General features: G+C 41.3%; 20 protein-coding genes and 1 tRNA gene. 9 read left to right on the forward strand and 12 right to left on the reverse strand.

All coding sequences use genetic code 11. The annotated features are described in order from the left end of the window. The first annotated feature begins 6 nt into the window (after positions 1–6). Positions 7–648, forward strand: coding sequence for a MarC family protein (locus HYW21_03980; GenBank protein MBI2548483.1), 642 nt, complete (start codon positions 7–9; stop codon positions 646–648). Between the two features lie 29 nt (positions 649–677). On the opposite strand, the gene carB is transcribed toward HYW21_03980, so the two are convergent. Both carB and carA read right to left on the reverse strand, forming a co-directional pair. Beyond that, positions 678–3,941 carry a carbamoyl-phosphate synthase (glutamine-hydrolyzing) large subunit gene (gene carB / locus HYW21_03985; GenBank protein MBI2548484.1) on the reverse strand — a complete coding sequence of 1,088 codons (3,264 nt, stop codon included), beginning with the start codon at positions 3,939–3,941 and terminating at the stop codon, positions 678–680. A 13-nt stretch (positions 3,942–3,954) separates the two neighbouring features. Further along, a complete protein-coding gene (gene carA, locus HYW21_03990; GenBank protein ID MBI2548485.1) occupies positions 3,955–5,100 on the reverse strand; it encodes a glutamine-hydrolyzing carbamoyl-phosphate synthase small subunit in 1,146 nt (381 codons plus the stop codon). A gap of 166 nt (positions 5,101–5,266) precedes the next feature. Here carA and HYW21_03995 point away from each other — a divergent pair, with 166 nt between their 5' ends. The 7 genes from HYW21_03995 to HYW21_04025 all read left to right on the forward strand — a co-directional run bounded on the left by HYW21_03995 (position 5,267) and on the right by HYW21_04025 (position 9,255). Next, positions 5,267–6,211 (forward strand): hypothetical protein, encoded by a 945-nt coding sequence (locus tag HYW21_03995; GenBank protein ID MBI2548486.1) that lies wholly within the window; start codon positions 5,267–5,269, stop codon positions 6,209–6,211. A gap of 12 nt (positions 6,212–6,223) precedes the next feature. Continuing rightward, positions 6,224–6,445, forward strand: a complete 222-nt coding sequence (locus HYW21_04000) for a hypothetical protein (protein ID MBI2548487.1) — start codon at positions 6,224–6,226, stop codon at positions 6,443–6,445. A 29-nt stretch (positions 6,446–6,474) separates the two neighbouring features. Continuing rightward, the gene (locus tag HYW21_04005) at positions 6,475–6,873 is read left to right on the forward strand and encodes a hypothetical protein (GenBank protein ID MBI2548488.1); all 399 of its coding nucleotides are present in this window, start codon (positions 6,475–6,477) and stop codon (positions 6,871–6,873) included. A gap of 86 nt (positions 6,874–6,959) precedes the next feature. Beyond that, complete coding sequence (locus HYW21_04010) at positions 6,960–7,424, forward strand: hypothetical protein (GenBank protein MBI2548489.1); 465 nt, start codon at positions 6,960–6,962, stop codon at positions 7,422–7,424. Positions 7,425–7,445: 21 nt separating this feature from the next. After that, positions 7,446–7,916, forward strand: a complete 471-nt coding sequence (locus HYW21_04015) for a hypothetical protein (GenBank protein MBI2548490.1) — start codon at positions 7,446–7,448, stop codon at positions 7,914–7,916. After that, positions 7,917–8,747 (forward strand): AAA family ATPase, encoded by an 831-nt coding sequence (locus HYW21_04020; protein ID MBI2548491.1) that lies wholly within the window; start codon positions 7,917–7,919, stop codon positions 8,745–8,747. Further along, positions 8,728–9,255: a hypothetical protein gene (locus tag HYW21_04025; GenBank protein ID MBI2548492.1), complete on the forward strand. Its 528-nt coding sequence runs from the start codon at positions 8,728–8,730 to the stop codon at positions 9,253–9,255. The genes HYW21_04020 and HYW21_04025 overlap by 20 nt, the downstream gene beginning before the upstream one ends. Before the next feature lie 14 nt (positions 9,256–9,269). Here the strand turns inward: HYW21_04025 and HYW21_04030 are convergent, their stop codons facing one another. Both HYW21_04030 and HYW21_04035 read right to left on the reverse strand, forming a co-directional pair. Beyond that, positions 9,270–10,286 carry an MBL fold metallo-hydrolase gene (locus tag HYW21_04030; protein MBI2548493.1) on the reverse strand — a complete coding sequence of 339 codons (1,017 nt, stop codon included), beginning with the start codon at positions 10,284–10,286 and terminating at the stop codon, positions 9,270–9,272. Positions 10,287–10,355: 69 nt separating this feature from the next. Continuing rightward, positions 10,356–10,448: transfer RNA gene (locus tag HYW21_04035), tRNA-His, on the reverse strand. A 157-nt stretch (positions 10,449–10,605) separates the two neighbouring features. Between HYW21_04035 and HYW21_04040 the strand changes: the two genes are divergently transcribed. Further along, positions 10,606–11,145, forward strand: a complete 540-nt coding sequence (locus tag HYW21_04040) for a hypothetical protein (protein ID MBI2548494.1) — start codon at positions 10,606–10,608, stop codon at positions 11,143–11,145. A 37-nt stretch (positions 11,146–11,182) separates the two neighbouring features. Here HYW21_04040 and HYW21_04045 read toward each other — a convergent pair whose 3' ends face one another. The 8 genes from HYW21_04045 to HYW21_04080 form a co-directional block, all read right to left on the reverse strand. After that, positions 11,183–11,431: a type II toxin-antitoxin system RelE/ParE family toxin gene (locus HYW21_04045; GenBank protein MBI2548495.1), complete on the reverse strand. Its 249-nt coding sequence runs from the start codon at positions 11,429–11,431 to the stop codon at positions 11,183–11,185. Further along, a complete protein-coding gene (locus HYW21_04050; GenBank protein MBI2548496.1) occupies positions 11,425–11,691 on the reverse strand; it encodes an AbrB/MazE/SpoVT family DNA-binding domain-containing protein in 267 nt (88 codons plus the stop codon). Before HYW21_04050 ends, HYW21_04045 begins: the two co-directional genes overlap by 7 nt. 29 nt (positions 11,692–11,720) lie before the next feature. Further along, positions 11,721–12,491, reverse strand: coding sequence for a ribonuclease H-like domain-containing protein (locus tag HYW21_04055; GenBank protein ID MBI2548497.1), 771 nt, complete (start codon positions 12,489–12,491; stop codon positions 11,721–11,723). Next, positions 12,488–13,789 carry a hypothetical protein gene (locus tag HYW21_04060; protein MBI2548498.1) on the reverse strand — a complete coding sequence of 434 codons (1,302 nt, stop codon included), beginning with the start codon at positions 13,787–13,789 and terminating at the stop codon, positions 12,488–12,490. Before HYW21_04060 ends, HYW21_04055 begins: the two co-directional genes overlap by 4 nt. A gap of 138 nt (positions 13,790–13,927) precedes the next feature. Beyond that, positions 13,928–14,635 (reverse strand): alanyl-tRNA editing protein, encoded by a 708-nt coding sequence (locus tag HYW21_04065; protein MBI2548499.1) that lies wholly within the window; start codon positions 14,633–14,635, stop codon positions 13,928–13,930. A 203-nt stretch (positions 14,636–14,838) separates the two neighbouring features. Further along, entirely contained in the window at positions 14,839–15,897 is a 1,059-nt protein-coding gene (locus tag HYW21_04070) for a hypothetical protein (protein MBI2548500.1), read from the reverse strand. 50 nt (positions 15,898–15,947) lie between these two features. Beyond that, positions 15,948–16,589: an endonuclease III gene (locus HYW21_04075; protein MBI2548501.1), complete on the reverse strand. Its 642-nt coding sequence runs from the start codon at positions 16,587–16,589 to the stop codon at positions 15,948–15,950. A 41-nt stretch (positions 16,590–16,630) separates the two neighbouring features. Continuing rightward, positions 16,631–17,284 (reverse strand): ribonuclease HII, encoded by a 654-nt coding sequence (locus tag HYW21_04080; protein MBI2548502.1) that lies wholly within the window; start codon positions 17,282–17,284, stop codon positions 16,631–16,633. Between the last annotated feature and the right edge of the window lie 10 nt (positions 17,285–17,294).

A 17,294-nucleotide genomic window follows, 5' to 3' on the forward strand; every position in this document is an offset into this window, starting at 1 on the left:
CATGCCATGAACAATTATCTCATAATTTTTCTTGCGGCATTTTCTGCACTTTTCACGATAGTAAGCCCTTTTAGCACAGCCTCGGTATTTTTGACGATTACACGGGGAGACTCAAAGGAAAAAAGGCTTCACATGGTCAAAAAAGCCTGTATTACCGGTGCCGTCGTGCTTATGGCTTTTGCTATTGCCGGAAGCTCGATTCTTGAGTTTTTCAGCATTACTATTGATGCCTTCAAAATAGCAGGAGGTATTATTGTAGGTACGCTCGGCTTTAAGATGGTCTATGCAAAACGAGAACATCTCCATACAGAAAAAGCAAAGAAAGAGGCTATTGAGAAGGAAGATGTCTCTATTATTCCTTTAGCAATCCCTATGATGACTGGACCAGGAGCAATGACAACGGGAATTGTACTTATGGGAGAAGCAACAGGACCGGGAGAACAAGGTGCTATTATTTTGGCAATCATTGCCGTGTTCCTCTGTGCTTATCTTATCCTTTCTAAAGCACCATTTGTGGATAAGTATCTCGGAGAAACAGGAAGGTTAGTCATTGATAAGATCATGGGTTTAATCGTCCTTGTTGTTGGTGTACAGTTTATCGTTGATGGTATTGGTGCTATTGTTGGAAGCTGGGCAGCCTTTTGGTAGGAGTTCTTTGAGGGTTTTGATTATTTCGATTACAAATACTCATGCCATGCTTTTATCTTCAAATCCGTGAGTTTCTTAAACGTCAATGCCTCCACGAGTTGATGGAAGATCTGGACATTATTGATTAATGGCACCGAATAATCAACGGTTGCTCGGCGAATAACATAATTCTGGTCATCATCAAGCCGTTTTTCTGGATTAGGAATAGACACCACCAGATCTATTTTCTTTTGACGTAACAGTGTTAAAATATTCGGTTCTCCTGTTTCATGGGCCTTATAGACACGGCGTGCCTCAACACCGTTTTTCATAAGAAACTGATGCGTATGCTCAGTGGCATACAAGACAAACCCAAGCTTTTGTAGTCGTTTGCAGGTACTGATCAATTTGTACCTTGTTTTGTCACCGCCAATACTCACAAGAACATTCTTCTTTGGCATGACAAAACCCGTAGCAATCATGGCCTTCAAGAATGCTTCATGAAGGTCATCTCCAAGACAAGCGACTTCACCGGTTGAAGCCATTTCAACATGTAATGTGGGGTCTGCACCCTTTAATCGAGAAAAGGAAAATTGAGGGGCTTTAACACCAACATAATCGAGCTCAAGTGAAGACCTTGTCAAGGGAACACTTTTCTCACCAAGAATTGCTTTTGTTGCCAGGTCAATAAGGTTGAGATGAAGCACTTTAGAAACAAAGGGAAAGCTTCGTGATGCCCGCAGATTGCATTCAATCACCTTGATCTCATTTTCCTTGGCAATAAACTGGATATTGAATGGGCCGGTAATGTGCAGTGCATGAGCGATCTGTTTTGCAATAGTTTTAATACGGCGGATGGTCTCGATATAGGTTCGTTGTGGAGGTAAGATGATCGTGGCATCTCCACTGTGGACACCTGCATTTTCAAGATGTTCGCTAATGACTGAAAAAACAATAGCACCACGATATGCTACACCATCAAGCTCAATTTCCCTGGCATTGGTAATAAACTTTGAAAGTACTACCGGATATTCTGGACTAAGATGGGTTGCTTCAGAGAGGTACTGTTGCAGGTCATTGCGATTAAAGGCAACGTTCATGGCAGCACCACTTAAGACATACGATGGCCGAACAAGGATAGGGTAACCAACCTCTTCGGAGAACTTCGCAGCATCCTCGAAGGTAGTTAATTCTTTCCACATGGGCTGATCAATCCTCAAAGAGTCAAGCAACTGTGAGAATTTATGACGATCTTCCGCGCGATCAATGTCAAGGGGAGAGGTCCCTAAAATGTTCATACCTGCCTCATGACATTTCAATGCTAAGGTATTGGGGATCTGCCCTCCCATAGAAACAATAAGCCCAAGCGGTTGTTCCTTATCATAGATATCGGCAACTGCTTCAAAGCTTAATTCCTCAAAATACAGCTTGTCAACAATGTCATAATCAGTACTGACGGTTTCGGGATTGTAGTTTACCATAATGGTTTCGAAACCACGCTTACGTAAGGCATTAACCGTACTGACGCAACACCAGTCAAATTCAACACTTGAACCAATTTTATACGAACCAGATCCAAGGACTATAATCTTCTTTTTTTTCTTCATATTTTTTGTTTCGTTTTTGTTTTTAGTTCCATTCTCTGAAGAAGTAGTCTCTTGGAAGGTAATATCATCTTCCTGACCATTATAAGTAAGATACAAATAATTGGTCTGGGCAGGATATTCAGCAGCTAAGGTATCTATCTGTTTTACGACCGGAAAGATGTTGAGCTGCTTTCGCAATTCTCGTACTTCTCGTTCTCTTTTATCGAGGATCATACCGATTTGTTTATCTGAAAATCCGTGCTGCTTTGCTTTCATGAAAAGCGAAGAAGAAACAGATGAGGAAATATCATTCTTCCTTGTAGCGGCAAGCTCCTGTTCTAAATGAATGATATTTTGGATCTTGTACAAGAACCAGGGATCAATACCACTTAAGCCATGAATCCGTTCAATACTAAATCCATTCTTTAATGCTTCCACAATGGCAAAAATTCTCTCGTCTGTTGGTTCACGGATATCTATGTCAAGTTCACGCACATTGACCGTATTACAGACTAAACCATACATCCCTATGTGAAGCATACGAATAGCCTTCTGGAGGGCTTCTTCAAACTTTCTTCCGATGGCCATGACTTCGCCAACACTCTTCATTTCTGAGCCTATTTTGTTCGAAACGTTGCGGAATTTCTTTAAATCCCATCGTGGAATCTTCACAACAACATAATCCAAGGCAGGCTCGAAACATGCTTTCGTTACTCTGGTTACCGAATTTTCGAGTTCAGGTAAGGTATAACCAAGTGCTAATTTTGCAGCAACAAATGCAAGAGGGTAACCTGTTGCTTTTGAGGCCAGTGCTGAACTCCGAGAAAGGCGTGCATTGACTTCGATAATACGATAATCTTCTGAACGAGGATCTAACGCAAATTGGATATTACATTCTCCGACAATACCTAAATGTCTGATAACCTTAAGGGAGATTTCACGCAGCTTATGATACTCGCTATTCGTAAGGGTTTGTGAAGGCGCAACGACAATACTCTCTCCAGTATGGATCCCTAGCGGATCGAAGTTTTCCATATTACAAACCGTAATGCAGTTATCTACACCATCACGAACCACTTCATACTCGATCTCTTTCCATCCACCCAACCATTCCTCAATCAGTACCTGAGGTGTGTAGGTAAAGGCTTGGGTAACTACTTCACGTAATGTTTGTTCATCCTTTGCTATACCACTGCCTCTTCCCCCTAATGCATAGGCGACTCGCGTCATTACTGGATAACCAATGGTTTTTGCTGCAGTAAGTCCATCGTGAACAGAGGTTACCGCTATACTCTGTGGAGTTTTAACTGAAATTTCATGCAACCGCTTCACAAAGCGATCACGATCTTCAGTATCAATCACCGTTTCAACCGGGGTACCAAGAACACGGACATGGTATTTCTGTAAGGTTCCTTGTTTATGGAGAGCGACTCCACAATTAAGTGCGGTTTGTCCACCAAAACTCAAAAGAATACTCTCTGGCTTTTCTTTCCGTATAATCTGTTCAACAAAATAAGGCGTTACCGGTAGAAAATAAATCTTGTCTGCCATACCTTCACTGGTTTGAATAGTGGCAATATTAGGGTTGATCAAAATAGTGTAGATCCCTTCTTCTCGTAATGCTTTTAAGCATTGTGATCCCGAGTAGTCAAATTCACCAGCCTCACCTATCTTCAATGCCCCAGATCCTAAGATCAGTGCTGTTTTTGGTTTTTCTGTTATGCCCATGTTATTTCTCTAGTTATTTCCACGCACCTCTATTCTTGATAACCTGAAGGAATTGATCAAAGAGAAAGCCGGTATCTTCTGGCCCGCAATGGCCCTCAGGATGAAACTGCACACTGCGAAACGGCTTTGTTTTATGTCGAATACCTTCAATGGTGCCATCATTCGTGTTAATAAACCATGGTTCCCAGTCTTCTGACAAGGTCGAGGCAGCTACTGCAAAGCCATGATTTTGGGAGGTAATGTAACAGCGTTGGGTACCAAGCTCTTGACAAGGTTGATTTTGACCTCGATGACCATACTTCAGTTTGTAGGTATCAGCACCTGCTGCTAAGGCAAGAAGCTGATTACCCAGGCAGATACCAAAAATCGGGATGTTCTTCATCATAGCTTTTTGCAACAAGAGAATCGTCGTATGACACATCTTGGGATCTCCGGGGCCGTTGGAAACGACAATGCCATCAAAAGATAAGGAGGCATCGGCAAAGAAATCATAGTCATAAGGAACACGATAAACACTCATAGTTCGCTGAAGTAGTGAACGAATAATGTGGTTCTTACATCCACAATCAATCAAAAGAACACTTGGTTGTCCATTTTTGTAGAATTTCTTCTCGCCAATACACACTTGTTTGACAAGATCTACGGTATTAGGATCATAAAACGGTGGTGAGATTGAGGTAACTCTGTTGTTTGGTTGAACATTGGTATGTATCTGTTGATTAGTGCTCTCAAATACAATCGCTCCTAACATCGTGCCTTTTTCACGTAATTTTTTGGTAAGCGCTCTGGTATCAATGCCTGTAAGTCCTGGAATATGTGAAGCCTCTAGCCATTCTCCCAAACTCTTTTGTGCATGCCAGTGGTTGTGCTGAAAGGCATAGTCAGCAACAATCAATCCTTGAATATGGATCCTTTCAGACTCAAAAAAACGTTGGATGCCAAAGGAGTCCTGCTCTTCTCCCGGAACACCATAGTTTCCAATGAGCGGGTATGTTAAGACAAGAATCTGACCTTTGTATGAAGGATCGGTTAAGGATTCAGGATAACCAACCATACCGGTGTTAAAGACAACCTCTCCTGATGTCAGTGCAGAAGATCCAAATGAAATACCTTGATAGATTGAACCATCCTCAAGAATCAGTTTTGCTTTTTGCTCCATACTAAAAAAAGAAGAAACTTTCTCCTCCTTCTTAAAGATTGTGGTGGTCAACTAGCTAGATGAAGGTCATGTAGTGACTTTACCCAAAAAGGGTAAATTTACTATTGTCTTGTAGTCCAAAAACTTTTAATAGTGCATGTCCCTTATCTTTTTTTAAGGTAAGGCTATGGGGTTTATCGACTTTTTAAAAAAGAGGAAAGAATCATCAGGAAGTACCAGTACTTCACAAATTTCTGCAACCGAGGAAGGGGATGCAGGCTTTAATCTAGATCTCCCTCCAACTCCGGATATAGACAGCTTAGAAGCACCTCAACCGACATCTCCCTTAACCCCCCCACCACTTCCAGAACCCAAAAGAATATCTAAACCACGTCTACAAGATCAACAACCAATTCCTCATCGAGGGGATATTCCACCGATTTCAGTGGTCCCACGCCAAGATGTTCGAACTTCTTCTTACCAAACGCAACACCAACCACAACCACGAATAATGCCAACGCAACCACGTAGACAGGAGCCTTCTTTTCAACCACCTGAACAAGAGATTTCAAGACAAAAAAATGCCCTAGGACCGGAATATCCACAACTTCAAGAAAGCGATCAAGATCCCCTCTCGCTTCCTGAAAATGCTGAAGACTCATTTATGGAAGAAACTGAAATGATAGATAACCATGAGATACCACAACTCCAAGTTCCGGATCCTCCTCTCCAAGCTCAGAGAGGAAATGTTCCCTATGTTCTGGTACCCTCTGCAGTTCCGGGCCAGAATCCTATCCCTATAGTTCCACCATCACTCCAGAAAATAAGTGATGTACATCACAAAAAAGTTGCTCGTCCCTCATCTGAATCGTTAGATGTTTTTTCTAGGGAAGAGGATAAACAAGAACAAAAAGGCCCACAGTTTATCAATGTCAATGAGTTTAGATCAGTACTTCAAGGCATTGAAGAAGGAAGTATGCTCTTAACAAAAACAGGTGATACTATTAGTCATATAAAGAACATTGACGCAGCTAAGGAAGGAGCTATAGCGTCATTGAAAATGAGTCTTGGAGAAATCCAAAAACGGTTCCTTGTTATTGATGGCATTCTTTTTCGGGAAGGAAATGGATAAAAAGGTGGAAACATGGATACACAACCAACGTTATTTGTAAAAATTGATGATTACAACCAAGTAGCTGAGATTCTTGATGAAATCAAAGGGAAGATGGAAGAAGCAAAAAAAGCAATGGAAACCCTCATGGAGCTAAAAGCCAAAGAAGATGCAGAATTACAGAGTTGGCAAGATGGATTAGATCAGATTAATGAACGAATGCATTTTATCGAACAGACTGTTTTCAACCGATAACATTTTCAACAAAAGAGATGAGGTATAATATGGGTGAAAAGTCGCCAGAGGAGCAGAAAAGTGTTTTTTATACACCAATTCCTCAGAAACGAGAAGTAAGGAAGGCAGTTTTAGAATCAACAAAAGTAAGCATCCAATTTCTGAAACGATTTGAACAGCTGAAGGCATTGCGCCAGCAAAAGGCTACAGCTTATACCGGGCTTAAGGAAGTTATCACCGAAATATCCTCACAACTTAGCCGATGCAAGGCAATGCTCCCTAAGCAACAGATAAAAGACCTTCCGGTCATAGAGGGAAGTGTTGCTTCTCCGAATAAAGAGGCAACTGAAAAGAAAAATCAAAGTGAAGCAAAGAAAAAAGCAAGTGAGCTTGAGGCATTAGAAGCTTCATTGAGCGAAATTGAAGCAAAACTAGGCAATCTTAATTAAAGCCGATCTTTAGATTTCTATAAGCAAAGGACAAGTTTGAGGAAATAACAAGATTTATTAATTTCAGGTTATTTTTCCCTCTATTCATGGAAGCCTTTCAAGAGGCGCGTGCCAAAGCTCTTCATCACCTTAAAATTGCAGGACACATGCTTGAAGTAACGTATCCATTGGTAAAGGATACGAGACTTTTACTAAGGGTATTGCACAACCTCGATACATCGTTGGAATATACGATGAAAGCAATATTAGGATACGATCTCTATTATAAGCGTATTCCTCCATTTTCGACCGAATTTCAATCGCTCTTTGCCACCTTCCGAGCAAGGTGCGCAAGAAGATACAACCTCGGTGAACAACAGTTCAAGGTCATCCAAGAGGTAAGGTTCCTTATTAAAGAACATAAAGAAAGCCCGGTTGCCTTTGCACGAAAAGGTTCATTGGTCATGTGCTCTGACAGTTACGATGTAACCATCCTGAGCGTGCAAAAACTCCGTACCATGATGCAAGAGACAAAATTCCTCATAGACTTTATGAATAAAAAAATTGAATAAAAATCGTTTAAGAAAAGAAAAATGGAAGATTCATATGATGATGCAATTCGCGAACTAAAGCGTGCAGACCACCTTATTTTTGTGAGCCTTAAGTATACTCGAACCGTTGATATCTTTAAGAGTATTATTGAACGATTACTGGCAGCCTTCAACCACACGATTGTGTGGATGCTTGACCAGGCAAAAGAAGAGCAAAAAATAGACACTATTCCTAGTTCTCCCGGACTTCAGTGTAATCTTCTCAAATCAGTCTATAAAGAAGATCAGAAACTCTTGGAGTATATAGCATTCTATCTCTATTTACGGAAGCTCGATAAGGCAACCTACACTCCCAAAAATGAATTCAGGAGGCATGTTACCATGATGGCTGTTCTCGAATCAAATGAAGTTACCGATATAACCATGGAAGATATGCACGAGTATTTCAAAAAAACAAAGGAATATTTTGAATACATTACCGAGCAGTATAAAAAGAAAGAAGGTCATGAATAAATGGCTCGTTTTGTTAGTCTGGTCTCTGGAAAAGGTGGCGTCGGAAAGACTTCATCAGCAATTAATCTGGCTGCTGCATTAACTGATTTTGGGAGAGAGGTTATTCTGGTCGATGCTGATATTAACGCATCAAACATGGGAATTCTTTTAGGATACCATAAACCAGCAGTGAGCTTGCAAGAGTGTTTAGCTGGCAAAAAAAAGATAACCAATGCTATCTGTATCCATCCTTCAGGGCTTAAAGTCATTTTTTCAGATGTGGCTTTAGACGCTCATGCCTTTACCTTAGAACATTTAGGAGAGAAACTTCGCGAGTTACAAAACTTAGCAGAGATCATTCTTATTGATGGCGCAGCTGGCTTAGGTGAGGAGGCAAAAGCGGCCATTAAAGCTGCAGACGATGTGATGATTATTACGAATCCAGAATTACCGGCAGTAACCGATGCATTAAAAACCGTGAAGATCGCAAAGGATCTCAAGAAAAATATCCTCGGTGTTGTTATTACGCGAGTTAAAGGAGACCATCTCGAGATGAGTCCTACGAACATCAACCAGATGCTTCAGCAAAAAGTTATTGCAACCATTCCCGACGATGAAGTAATGCGATCGCTTCATCGTATTCAGTATCCAACGGTCGTGTCCCATCCAGAATCAAAGGTTGCAAAAGCATATCGAAAATTAGCTGCAAACCTCATTGGAGCAACCTATGAAGAAAACTTACCAGAACCAAAAAAAGATCTTCTTTCCACAGTCAAAGATCTCTTCATACGAAAAAACTTACGAAAAGAACGAGAAGAAAGAGCAAAAAAATATGAAAAAAAGCGTGCATAAGCTTCTGCAAAAGGGTTGGTCACCAGAAGAAATCAAAACAGTCCTCAAGCATTGGAGGGTAGCAGAAGCACGAAAACATCCGAGCGTACGATTCCTGGATGCATCAGCCTATTGGTTTTTCGTTGTTATTCTTTTCTTTGTCCATGTTGGGTTACAGATCCTGTTGTTCCCTTTCCTTCTCTCGTTTCCCTCTCTTGCAGTTTTGTTAGTGATTCTTGTGTTGGGAATACCGTTTGGTTATCTGACATACACTTGTGTGGAGGAAATGAAACAGTTCACCAAAAAAAAGCATGTGGAAAGGATTTATGTCATCCCACTGATTTTTGCCGTTATTACCCTAAGCGCGCTGACCGTTATCGCGAATAAAATAAAATTACTGTTACACCTCCAAACATCACCACAGAGTATTGTCATGATTGTGGTAGTCTATGTCGTGAGTTTTATTCTTCCTTTCTTGCTACATGAAATTACCTTACAAAAGGCAGAAAATACACCATCCAATCTCTGAAAAGAATGGTGTAGCTATAACGCATGATAAAGAAACGTGCCGTTATGTTCTTCTCTCCTTGCCTGACCATTTTCTTCAAACATTTCAAGATTTCCAATGACCTCTGCCAATGCAAGGAAAGATTCATCTGCACTAAAACGGGACTTACCATTAAGCCTCTCAGCAAAAAGTTCATGCACGATATCAGCAGCTGTTTTTCCGGTACTTCCTCTCAGAAGCCCGATGATAGCATCTGCTCTTTTTGCATGATGCGCTTTTACAAAATCAATATATGCTCTATGATCTTCAATAGGGTCTCCATGCCCCGGAAGAGCTGTTCCTAAATCCCTGCTACAGAGGGTGTCTAAAGTAGCAAGAAACGCCTTTAATCCTCTATCGCTGTTTCCACCACTAAAAAAAGGATTTGGTGTTTTGTCCCTCCAAAACGTATCACCACAGAGAAAGTATGGACCAACCAATAATCCAATGGAATCCTCAGTATGGCCAGGACAATGGATAATTTCTCCACCCAAGGTATCATCATAGCCTTGATTAACTGTTCTTATCCGTGTTGTATCAACCGTAGAACCATAGCGAGTATATCCTTCAAAGATACGAGCAACATGACTTACCACCCTTGGAGCGAAACCTGCACCTTTGAAAATAGTTTCATAGGGCGTATAGGCATCTCCCTGCTCAGTGGGAACCAAATACCTTCTTCCATGACGATGGACAATAACTTTCGGACCAAACTCGTTGACAATGTAGGCTGCCAATCCACGATGATCAAAATGATGATGGGTCAGAACAAGAGCATCAAGAGAAGTAACTCCCAAGCTTGCTAAGCCCTGGGTAAGGTGTTGTTGTGCTTCCGCATCATTAGGACCAGCATCAACTAAGGTCGTATGGTCATTATGCCTTATCAGATAAACATTGACTGGACCAACCCCAAATGGCGTGGGCAGGATTATTCGTGAAACAGAAATGCCAGTCGAGCTATAGGTTACTATAGTTTCGCTTGCTGAAGTTTGAAAACTGCTTTGATAGCTCATGGTATCCGCCTTTGGAAAAGGTTTTTCATGTGCGTTAACATTACTATTGATGAGGTCATAAGAATAGAGGGCGGTAAAGGGGAATCGAACCCCTTCCACAGGATTTCTGCAAGATGTAAATGGTTGCCACAGTCCCGTATTCTACCATTAAACTACTACCGCCACTATACGGCATCACAAATGCGAGGCTCTGGAAGGGCAAGATAACTTATAAATCTTTTTGTTTTTCTCTATAACGGGGCTCATAATCACTCCTGAATAAAAAGGTAAAACCGTTAAAATCAAAATATTTAAGAGTGAGGAGCACTTTTCGTCATGAATGCATGCCAAAGAAGTTGCCATGGTCATTGCCGTAGCCCTGCTTGGAGCACTTTTTGTCGGGCTTTTCTTCGATGCTATCTATGAATCTCCATCCTATGAAGAATACTGCAAAGAAACCTTTGTTCCAAAACCAATGCCGTACCAAGAATGCCAGACCAACACAACACCAGAAGATCAAGCAGCAGCAGAGCAATGTTATCGTGACAATGGCTTTCCAGAATATAATGATGATGCCCGTGGCTGTCCGAACAGCTTTGCATCATGTAATTTCTGTCAAAAAGAATTTAACCTCGCAAACCAGATCTATAACCGTAACTTATTCTTGATTATTGCACCGCTCGGCGTCCTTGCTATTGTCGTGGGACTCTTCCTTAGCTATGAGGTTATTGGAACCGGATTTATGTTTAGCGGCATCCTTTTAGTAGCCTATGCCACCATGCGATACTTTTCAGAGATGAGTAAGCTAATGCGAGCAGTCGTTATTTTCATTGAGTTGCTCATATTAATCGTTATTAGTATCAAAAAACTCAAGAAATAGTTTATAGAAAGAATAAACGACGCTCTGGAGTGAACCCTTATTGTTCATCCTTATGATAAATCTCCAAAAAAATGATTTTATCTTGCTCCTTTATAAATACATAGGATAACCGAAATGGAGCAACATAGAGTTCCCTTGTGCCTTTTCTTTCATATCTCATTGGCTTACCGATTTCCGGATTATCAATGATCTTCTTGATTTGCTTTTTTATATGATCCTTTAACGAACTATTTCTTATTTTTTGTATTCTTCTCTCAAATAGAATACTAAACTCAACCGTTACCATTTTTCAAGTTCTTTTAAGAAATCCTTGGCACTCATACTTCTAAATTCTCCTTTCTCATAAGCCTTCCATGCTTCTTCGGTTCTTCTCGCAAATTCTATATCCTCTAATAGATTTTTTTCCAAGGTGCTTACTTTTTTCATAATAAGCTGATCTTTACTTTGAATGATAATCAGTTTTTCACCTTCTTGAATATATCTTCTCATATTGGCAGGTATGACAACCTGACCCTTTGAGCTCATTTTAGTTATAGCAACTTCCACAGGGATCACCAACGTAAGAATAGTCTTACTTATATATAAACGTTTCTTTTAGCAAGCGTACACGTTTGATTCCACAATTCACGAATAACTCGTTCTGCTAAGGGCTTTAAATTAAGAACATCTTCTTCATTATAACGAATCAAGAGATCAAGATAACGCTCTTCACCAGTAGACTGCCATTGCTGCCACAGAGCAACTGCATCAATACCATGGACACTCATAAGCTCTGGAGGACGGGAGATGGCTACTTGTTGCTCAATAGCTTTTAATCCACCAACCAGACCAACTCTGCTACAGACATGACGAAGATCAATGTGGGGTATTGTTGGAATAACTTTTCCGAAATAACGATCAAGAACTGGGAGATCAAACGAAGATCCATTGAAAGTAATAAGAAGCTTGTATTGCTGGAGCGTTCTTACAAGCAATTCCTTGTTGAGGTTACATCCCTTGACCATGGTCTTGGTTTCTTTGCCATCGTACAGGCCAATAACCGTAACATCACCGTAATAGCCAGAAGTTTCAATATCTAAAAAAAGTGCTTCTCCACGAAATTTTTCGTATAGTCTCCAATAATCCCTCTTTGGAAGATGTTGGGCAAAGAAGCTTATCTCTTCTGCTCTTAATGATTCTTGTGCTTTAGCTAATCCATGATCCAAGAATTGTTTACGAAGCGGAGAAATCCCTTGAATCTGCTTGGCCTGAAGAAAATCATCCCAGTGTAAGATACCTTCCTTCCAGAGCTGCTGCTCTTTACGGTAGCCGATGCCATCCAAAAGAATAAAGCTGTGCGTAATCATGAACTAGCAACCTCATACTCCCTTCGCCGTCGCTTTAATTCTTCCAGAAGGCCTATTTTACGAATGTCAAATTCGAGTTGTATCTGCACAGGAAGCTGTTCTTGAGAAATATTCCTTTCCTGAGTATGGCTCGTAGCACCAGCTGCTCGTATATGACCTCCACCACCTAAACGCTGCATAAGTTTTCCCACATCAACATCACTACTTCTGGCCTCAATACTGAAAACCAGCTCTCTATCAACGAGCTTGGGTTGAAAGAAGATAACCGTACCGTTAAAATCCTGAAAATCAGCAACACGACCTTTATGGAGACGGTAAAGAGTCACATAATTCACAAACGAGTATGATAAATCTCTGGGAACAATGCCCTCTGTGGAGTCATAGAGCAATCCAAAAACAACCTTCGGAGCAGAGGTACCATTACCAAAAGATTCCTCACAAAAATACGGCTTATTTCTTTCTCTGTTTCTTCCCTGAAAACGCTGATACCATGACCGCATCATTTGGTCAGCACGCTGGAATTCATCATGAGAAAAAATCCTTGATGCTGCATCTCCCAAATGACATGCCCTGAGAAGATGCTCTGTTGTATCAACACGGCGCATATTGAGCGCATAGGACAATCGCACCACGGTTTCACGATTAAATAAAGGATTCCCCATGATCTCACCATAGGGTGTGTCAGGACTACGGGGAAGACCATCACTGTACATCCCTAAGACAAGAAGCCAACTATGGGCACGATGCCATGCAGTAACATGCTGCTTTCTCTCATTGAAGTGTTGGTAAAGCATGGCCATGGCAAGTTGATAGGTGAGGACGGCACTACACGTACTATAACCAGGAACTTCGTTAACGGTCTCTGGATGGATGACATATGCATGAGGTTTTGCTTCACCACCACGGAGAGGATCATGCTCTTGTAATACCTTACCCATTTCTCCGAGAGGATGATGATCAACAAGAATAAGACCCTCAATACCCCCACACTCCGATTGTCCCTGATCAAATAATCGCTGAAGAACTGGATTCCCATCTCCTGAGAGATAATTATCAAGGCTAACAATAACTGAATGGCGACGCATGTCATCAAAGGAGATGTCTCGTAAAGGACCAAAAGAAAAATGAAGGTTGCGTGGATTACCCCCTATTGCTTCATAGGCTTTGGTAAAAATACCATACGAGGTTTTACCATCGCCATCAGAATCCGCAACAACAAAAACAGAACCATCAGTATGAATAGTACGAGCTAAAAGCTCATAGCATCGCGAAGCATACGGCGCTATTTCAGGTTTCATCAACAATAACCAAGGTATTGCCATTCTTAATACTCAAATTTCTCTGTTTCAGGTTATTCATTTGTCGTGCTCATGGTTATGATTCACACCACTTATTCGCCGATCAGAGATGATCCATGACATTATTCGTTCATCAAATCATTCGACGGTATAATATAATCTCCGGTTGTTTTTTCCTTTGTTTTCAGCCTTCACAAAGGTAATCGTACCAATCTCACGAGTATAGTGAACATGCGTGCCACCATCTGCCTGGGTATCAACATCCCCTATCTGTACTATTCTCAGTTCTTTAACCATAGGAGGTAAAACTCCTGCAAGTTTTATCATGCTTGGATCTTGAAGTGCTTGTTCTCTTTCCATAAAAGTGATAGAAACAGGAACGTCTCGCTTGGTAGCAGCGTCAGCTTCTGCAACATACCGTGCTAGTTTCTCCTTATCAAATTCGTCCATATTATAATCAATACGACTCTTATCAATTCCTAATTGATTACCAGTAATCAATGCGCCATGTGTGGTGTGGAGTACAGCACTAATAATATGAGCTGCGGTATGCATACGCATGAGTCTATATCGCCTCTCCCAATCAATCTTCCCTGAAATCCTGTCTCCCATCTGTAATCCTGGTTTATCAACCTGATGGATAATCTGGCCATCTGCTTTGGTAACCAAAACAACACGATAGACTGTTCCATCTGTTGTTGTTAAGGTACCTTCATCATGGGGCTGGCCTCCACTGTTCGGGTAAAAGGCAGTCTGATCAAGCACGCAAGAGGTTGGATTGTTGAGAGCGGCAACTGTAGCGTGAAATTCCTGAAGATACGCATCAGTCATGTACAATGGATTCATGGTTCGGTGGGAAAGAGACTCAGTTTTAATAAGTTTCGCTCAAAAGGCAGAAGGAAAAGAGACGCACATAAACAACCGAGAATAAACCATCTATAATAGAGGACAATAGTATTTAATATGTTTTTTCCTCTATTATATACTAGAAAACCTAACAAATAATATTAAAAATGTAGGTTTTCTATTATAAAACAGGGTAGAACGGGTTATTTCCCAGCAATACGTTCTTGAACCCCCTGTGGGGCTATGGCATAATGATGATAGTTTCCCCAACAGTATCCTCGTCGGGAATCCCATTCAGGACCAAAATCAGCAGTCTGAACCATCCCCTTTTCTAAGATACGAAAATCCATTCCAAAAAGGTCTTTTCCATGTCGGACTGCAGGTGTTGTTGCAAAGAATGCTTCGACTGCTTCCTTTGCTGCTAAGGGAACACAGTCGCGGATGGTGACCCGCCCATCCGGCCATATTCTCACGTAAGATCCATCTCTGGAAAGAGAACGGCGTTTTTTCAGATCAGATGAATCCAACATTCCTTCAACATGAGCAACCAAGGCATCAACATCAGGATCTATTGCCCGCCTTCCGTTAAGAGCAGCATGAGCCACATTGGCACCATACTTCGAGTCACCAGACTTCGGGTCTAATCGTAAGGGGTTTGCTTCAATGAGCGCTAAGATTTCAGGAGAAGAGCGTGTCTGAACAAACAAAACCGTGTAAAGATCATCGCGACTACTGTCTTTCAACTCAACTCCTTGAGTTCTTGCATACTGGGTAAGACCGTCGGGAAAGACATGCCCATAGGTTGGGAATGAATGACAAAAAGGAATAGATCCTGTTTCTCCCCCAGTTCTTCCTGCATTTGGCGTTGCTGCGAGTACGCGGAAATAGTCCTTGAGGTGATCAAGATCTGTCGACGGTAAACGCAACCTCTCGTCATAACCCCCAAGATCATCAGAACTATCAGGAACTGTATAAACCATCCTTGCAGCTGAAGACCCATAGACAGGGAGACTTGGAGGAACAATGGAGTGAACAAAGTCAAAAAAAGCACGGGTACGAGCACGGTCTTGTTCAGGAACCGAAGAGAGGTATGCATTGAAACGATCTGGATCAAAAGATAACGGAGTTTGAGCTACATCAGACAAATCTCCGGCAATAGAGGATCCAGCAACATCAGAAACATCCGTAGAAGCAAGAACAACAGAGCTTTCTCCAGGCTTAAATAACCGTCCTATACATTCCAAAAGTTTTTCAAGCGCCATAATCTCCTCAGAAGATGGAGAAACATAAAAAAGATATAAATGTTTCTGTGTTACCTTGATCTTAAAACTCCTTTTCTCGGACAATATACACGGATCATGCATTTACTGCACAAAGGGCTCAGGGGTTTGCATATACTCTGCCCATGGCGAACCATCAGTTCATTGATATTTTGCCATTGTTCACGTGGAACACATGTTCGTAAAGCAAACTCTGTTTCATGTGGCGTCCTTGTGTTTACCCATCCTAAACGGTTGGTAATACGATGAACGTGGGTGTCAACGGCTATGCCATCCTTGCCATAACCAAAGGTAATAACGATATTAGCGGTCTTTCTTCCAACGCCATGAAAAGTGAGGAGCTCTTCAATAGTGTCAGGAACTTTTCCTTGATATTCGTTCATGAGTTTTTGACAAATGCCAAGAATAGTTTTTGCTTTTGTGCGATAAAAACCAACAGGATAGATAGTTTGTGCAATAGTTTCTTCTAAAAGTTTCAACATTTTCGTAGGGGTCTCTGCTAACTGAAAAAGAGCAGCAGCTCGTGGATAAGTGACCTCATCTCGTGTTCGCAAACTCATAATGCAGGCAATCAAAACCTTGAAAGGATCTTTATGATGCGCAACACCAAACCAGTCGGTAGTGTAATGCTTTTTAAGAATTGTAAGAATCTTTGTAATAGTCTCTGGTTGTATGGTTTTTGAGGGTTTCATAACACATTCTTTACGATAATTATTCAAAATTCTGATAAACTTTTCTGTTCTTTTGCTTGGACAATGTGCTTATAGGTCTGCCAACTCTTTCTCACAAAATCATACTGATCATGAGAATGCTGCAGAAACTGTTGGGTAAGAGGATCACTGGTGTACCCTGAACCAAAATCAACCCCATAATGCTGCTTCAGCTTTTGGATTGCACGGTCTCGAGTAACTTTCGCAAGGATAGATGCTGCGCTCACCAAAGGATAGATGAGATCTGCTTTGTGGGCTGTAATGATTTCCATCTCATGGTTATGTTGTTTTTGAAGTTGGCCATGAATGAGGCGTTGATATGCCTGGAGGTTTGGTGAGGGACAATCAACAATTGCTTTCTGGGGCCTCAAGTGAGCAAGGAGTTCAACGGTTTTCATCGCTTCAAGATCATTGAGCTGATTTTTCGACACTGCAGCGTCAATTTCTTGAGGACTGACTTCAATAAGATGATAATGAACACGTGCAATGATTTTTGCAAAAAGCTCTTCCCGTTGCATTGGCCGTAATAACTTTGAATCCTTCACGCCAAGCTCTTGTAACTGTGCAATCTCTTCTTCTGGAATACAAACCCCACAGATCACTAAATTCCCGATAATACAACCCCTTCCCGCTTCATCAATCCCACAGATAAGGACCATACCATATGCA

The sequence above is a fragment of the Candidatus Woesearchaeota archaeon genome, assembly GCA_016187565.1.
In the GTDB taxonomy this organism is placed as follows: Archaea; Nanobdellota; Nanobdellia; order Woesearchaeales; family JACPJR01; genus JACPJR01.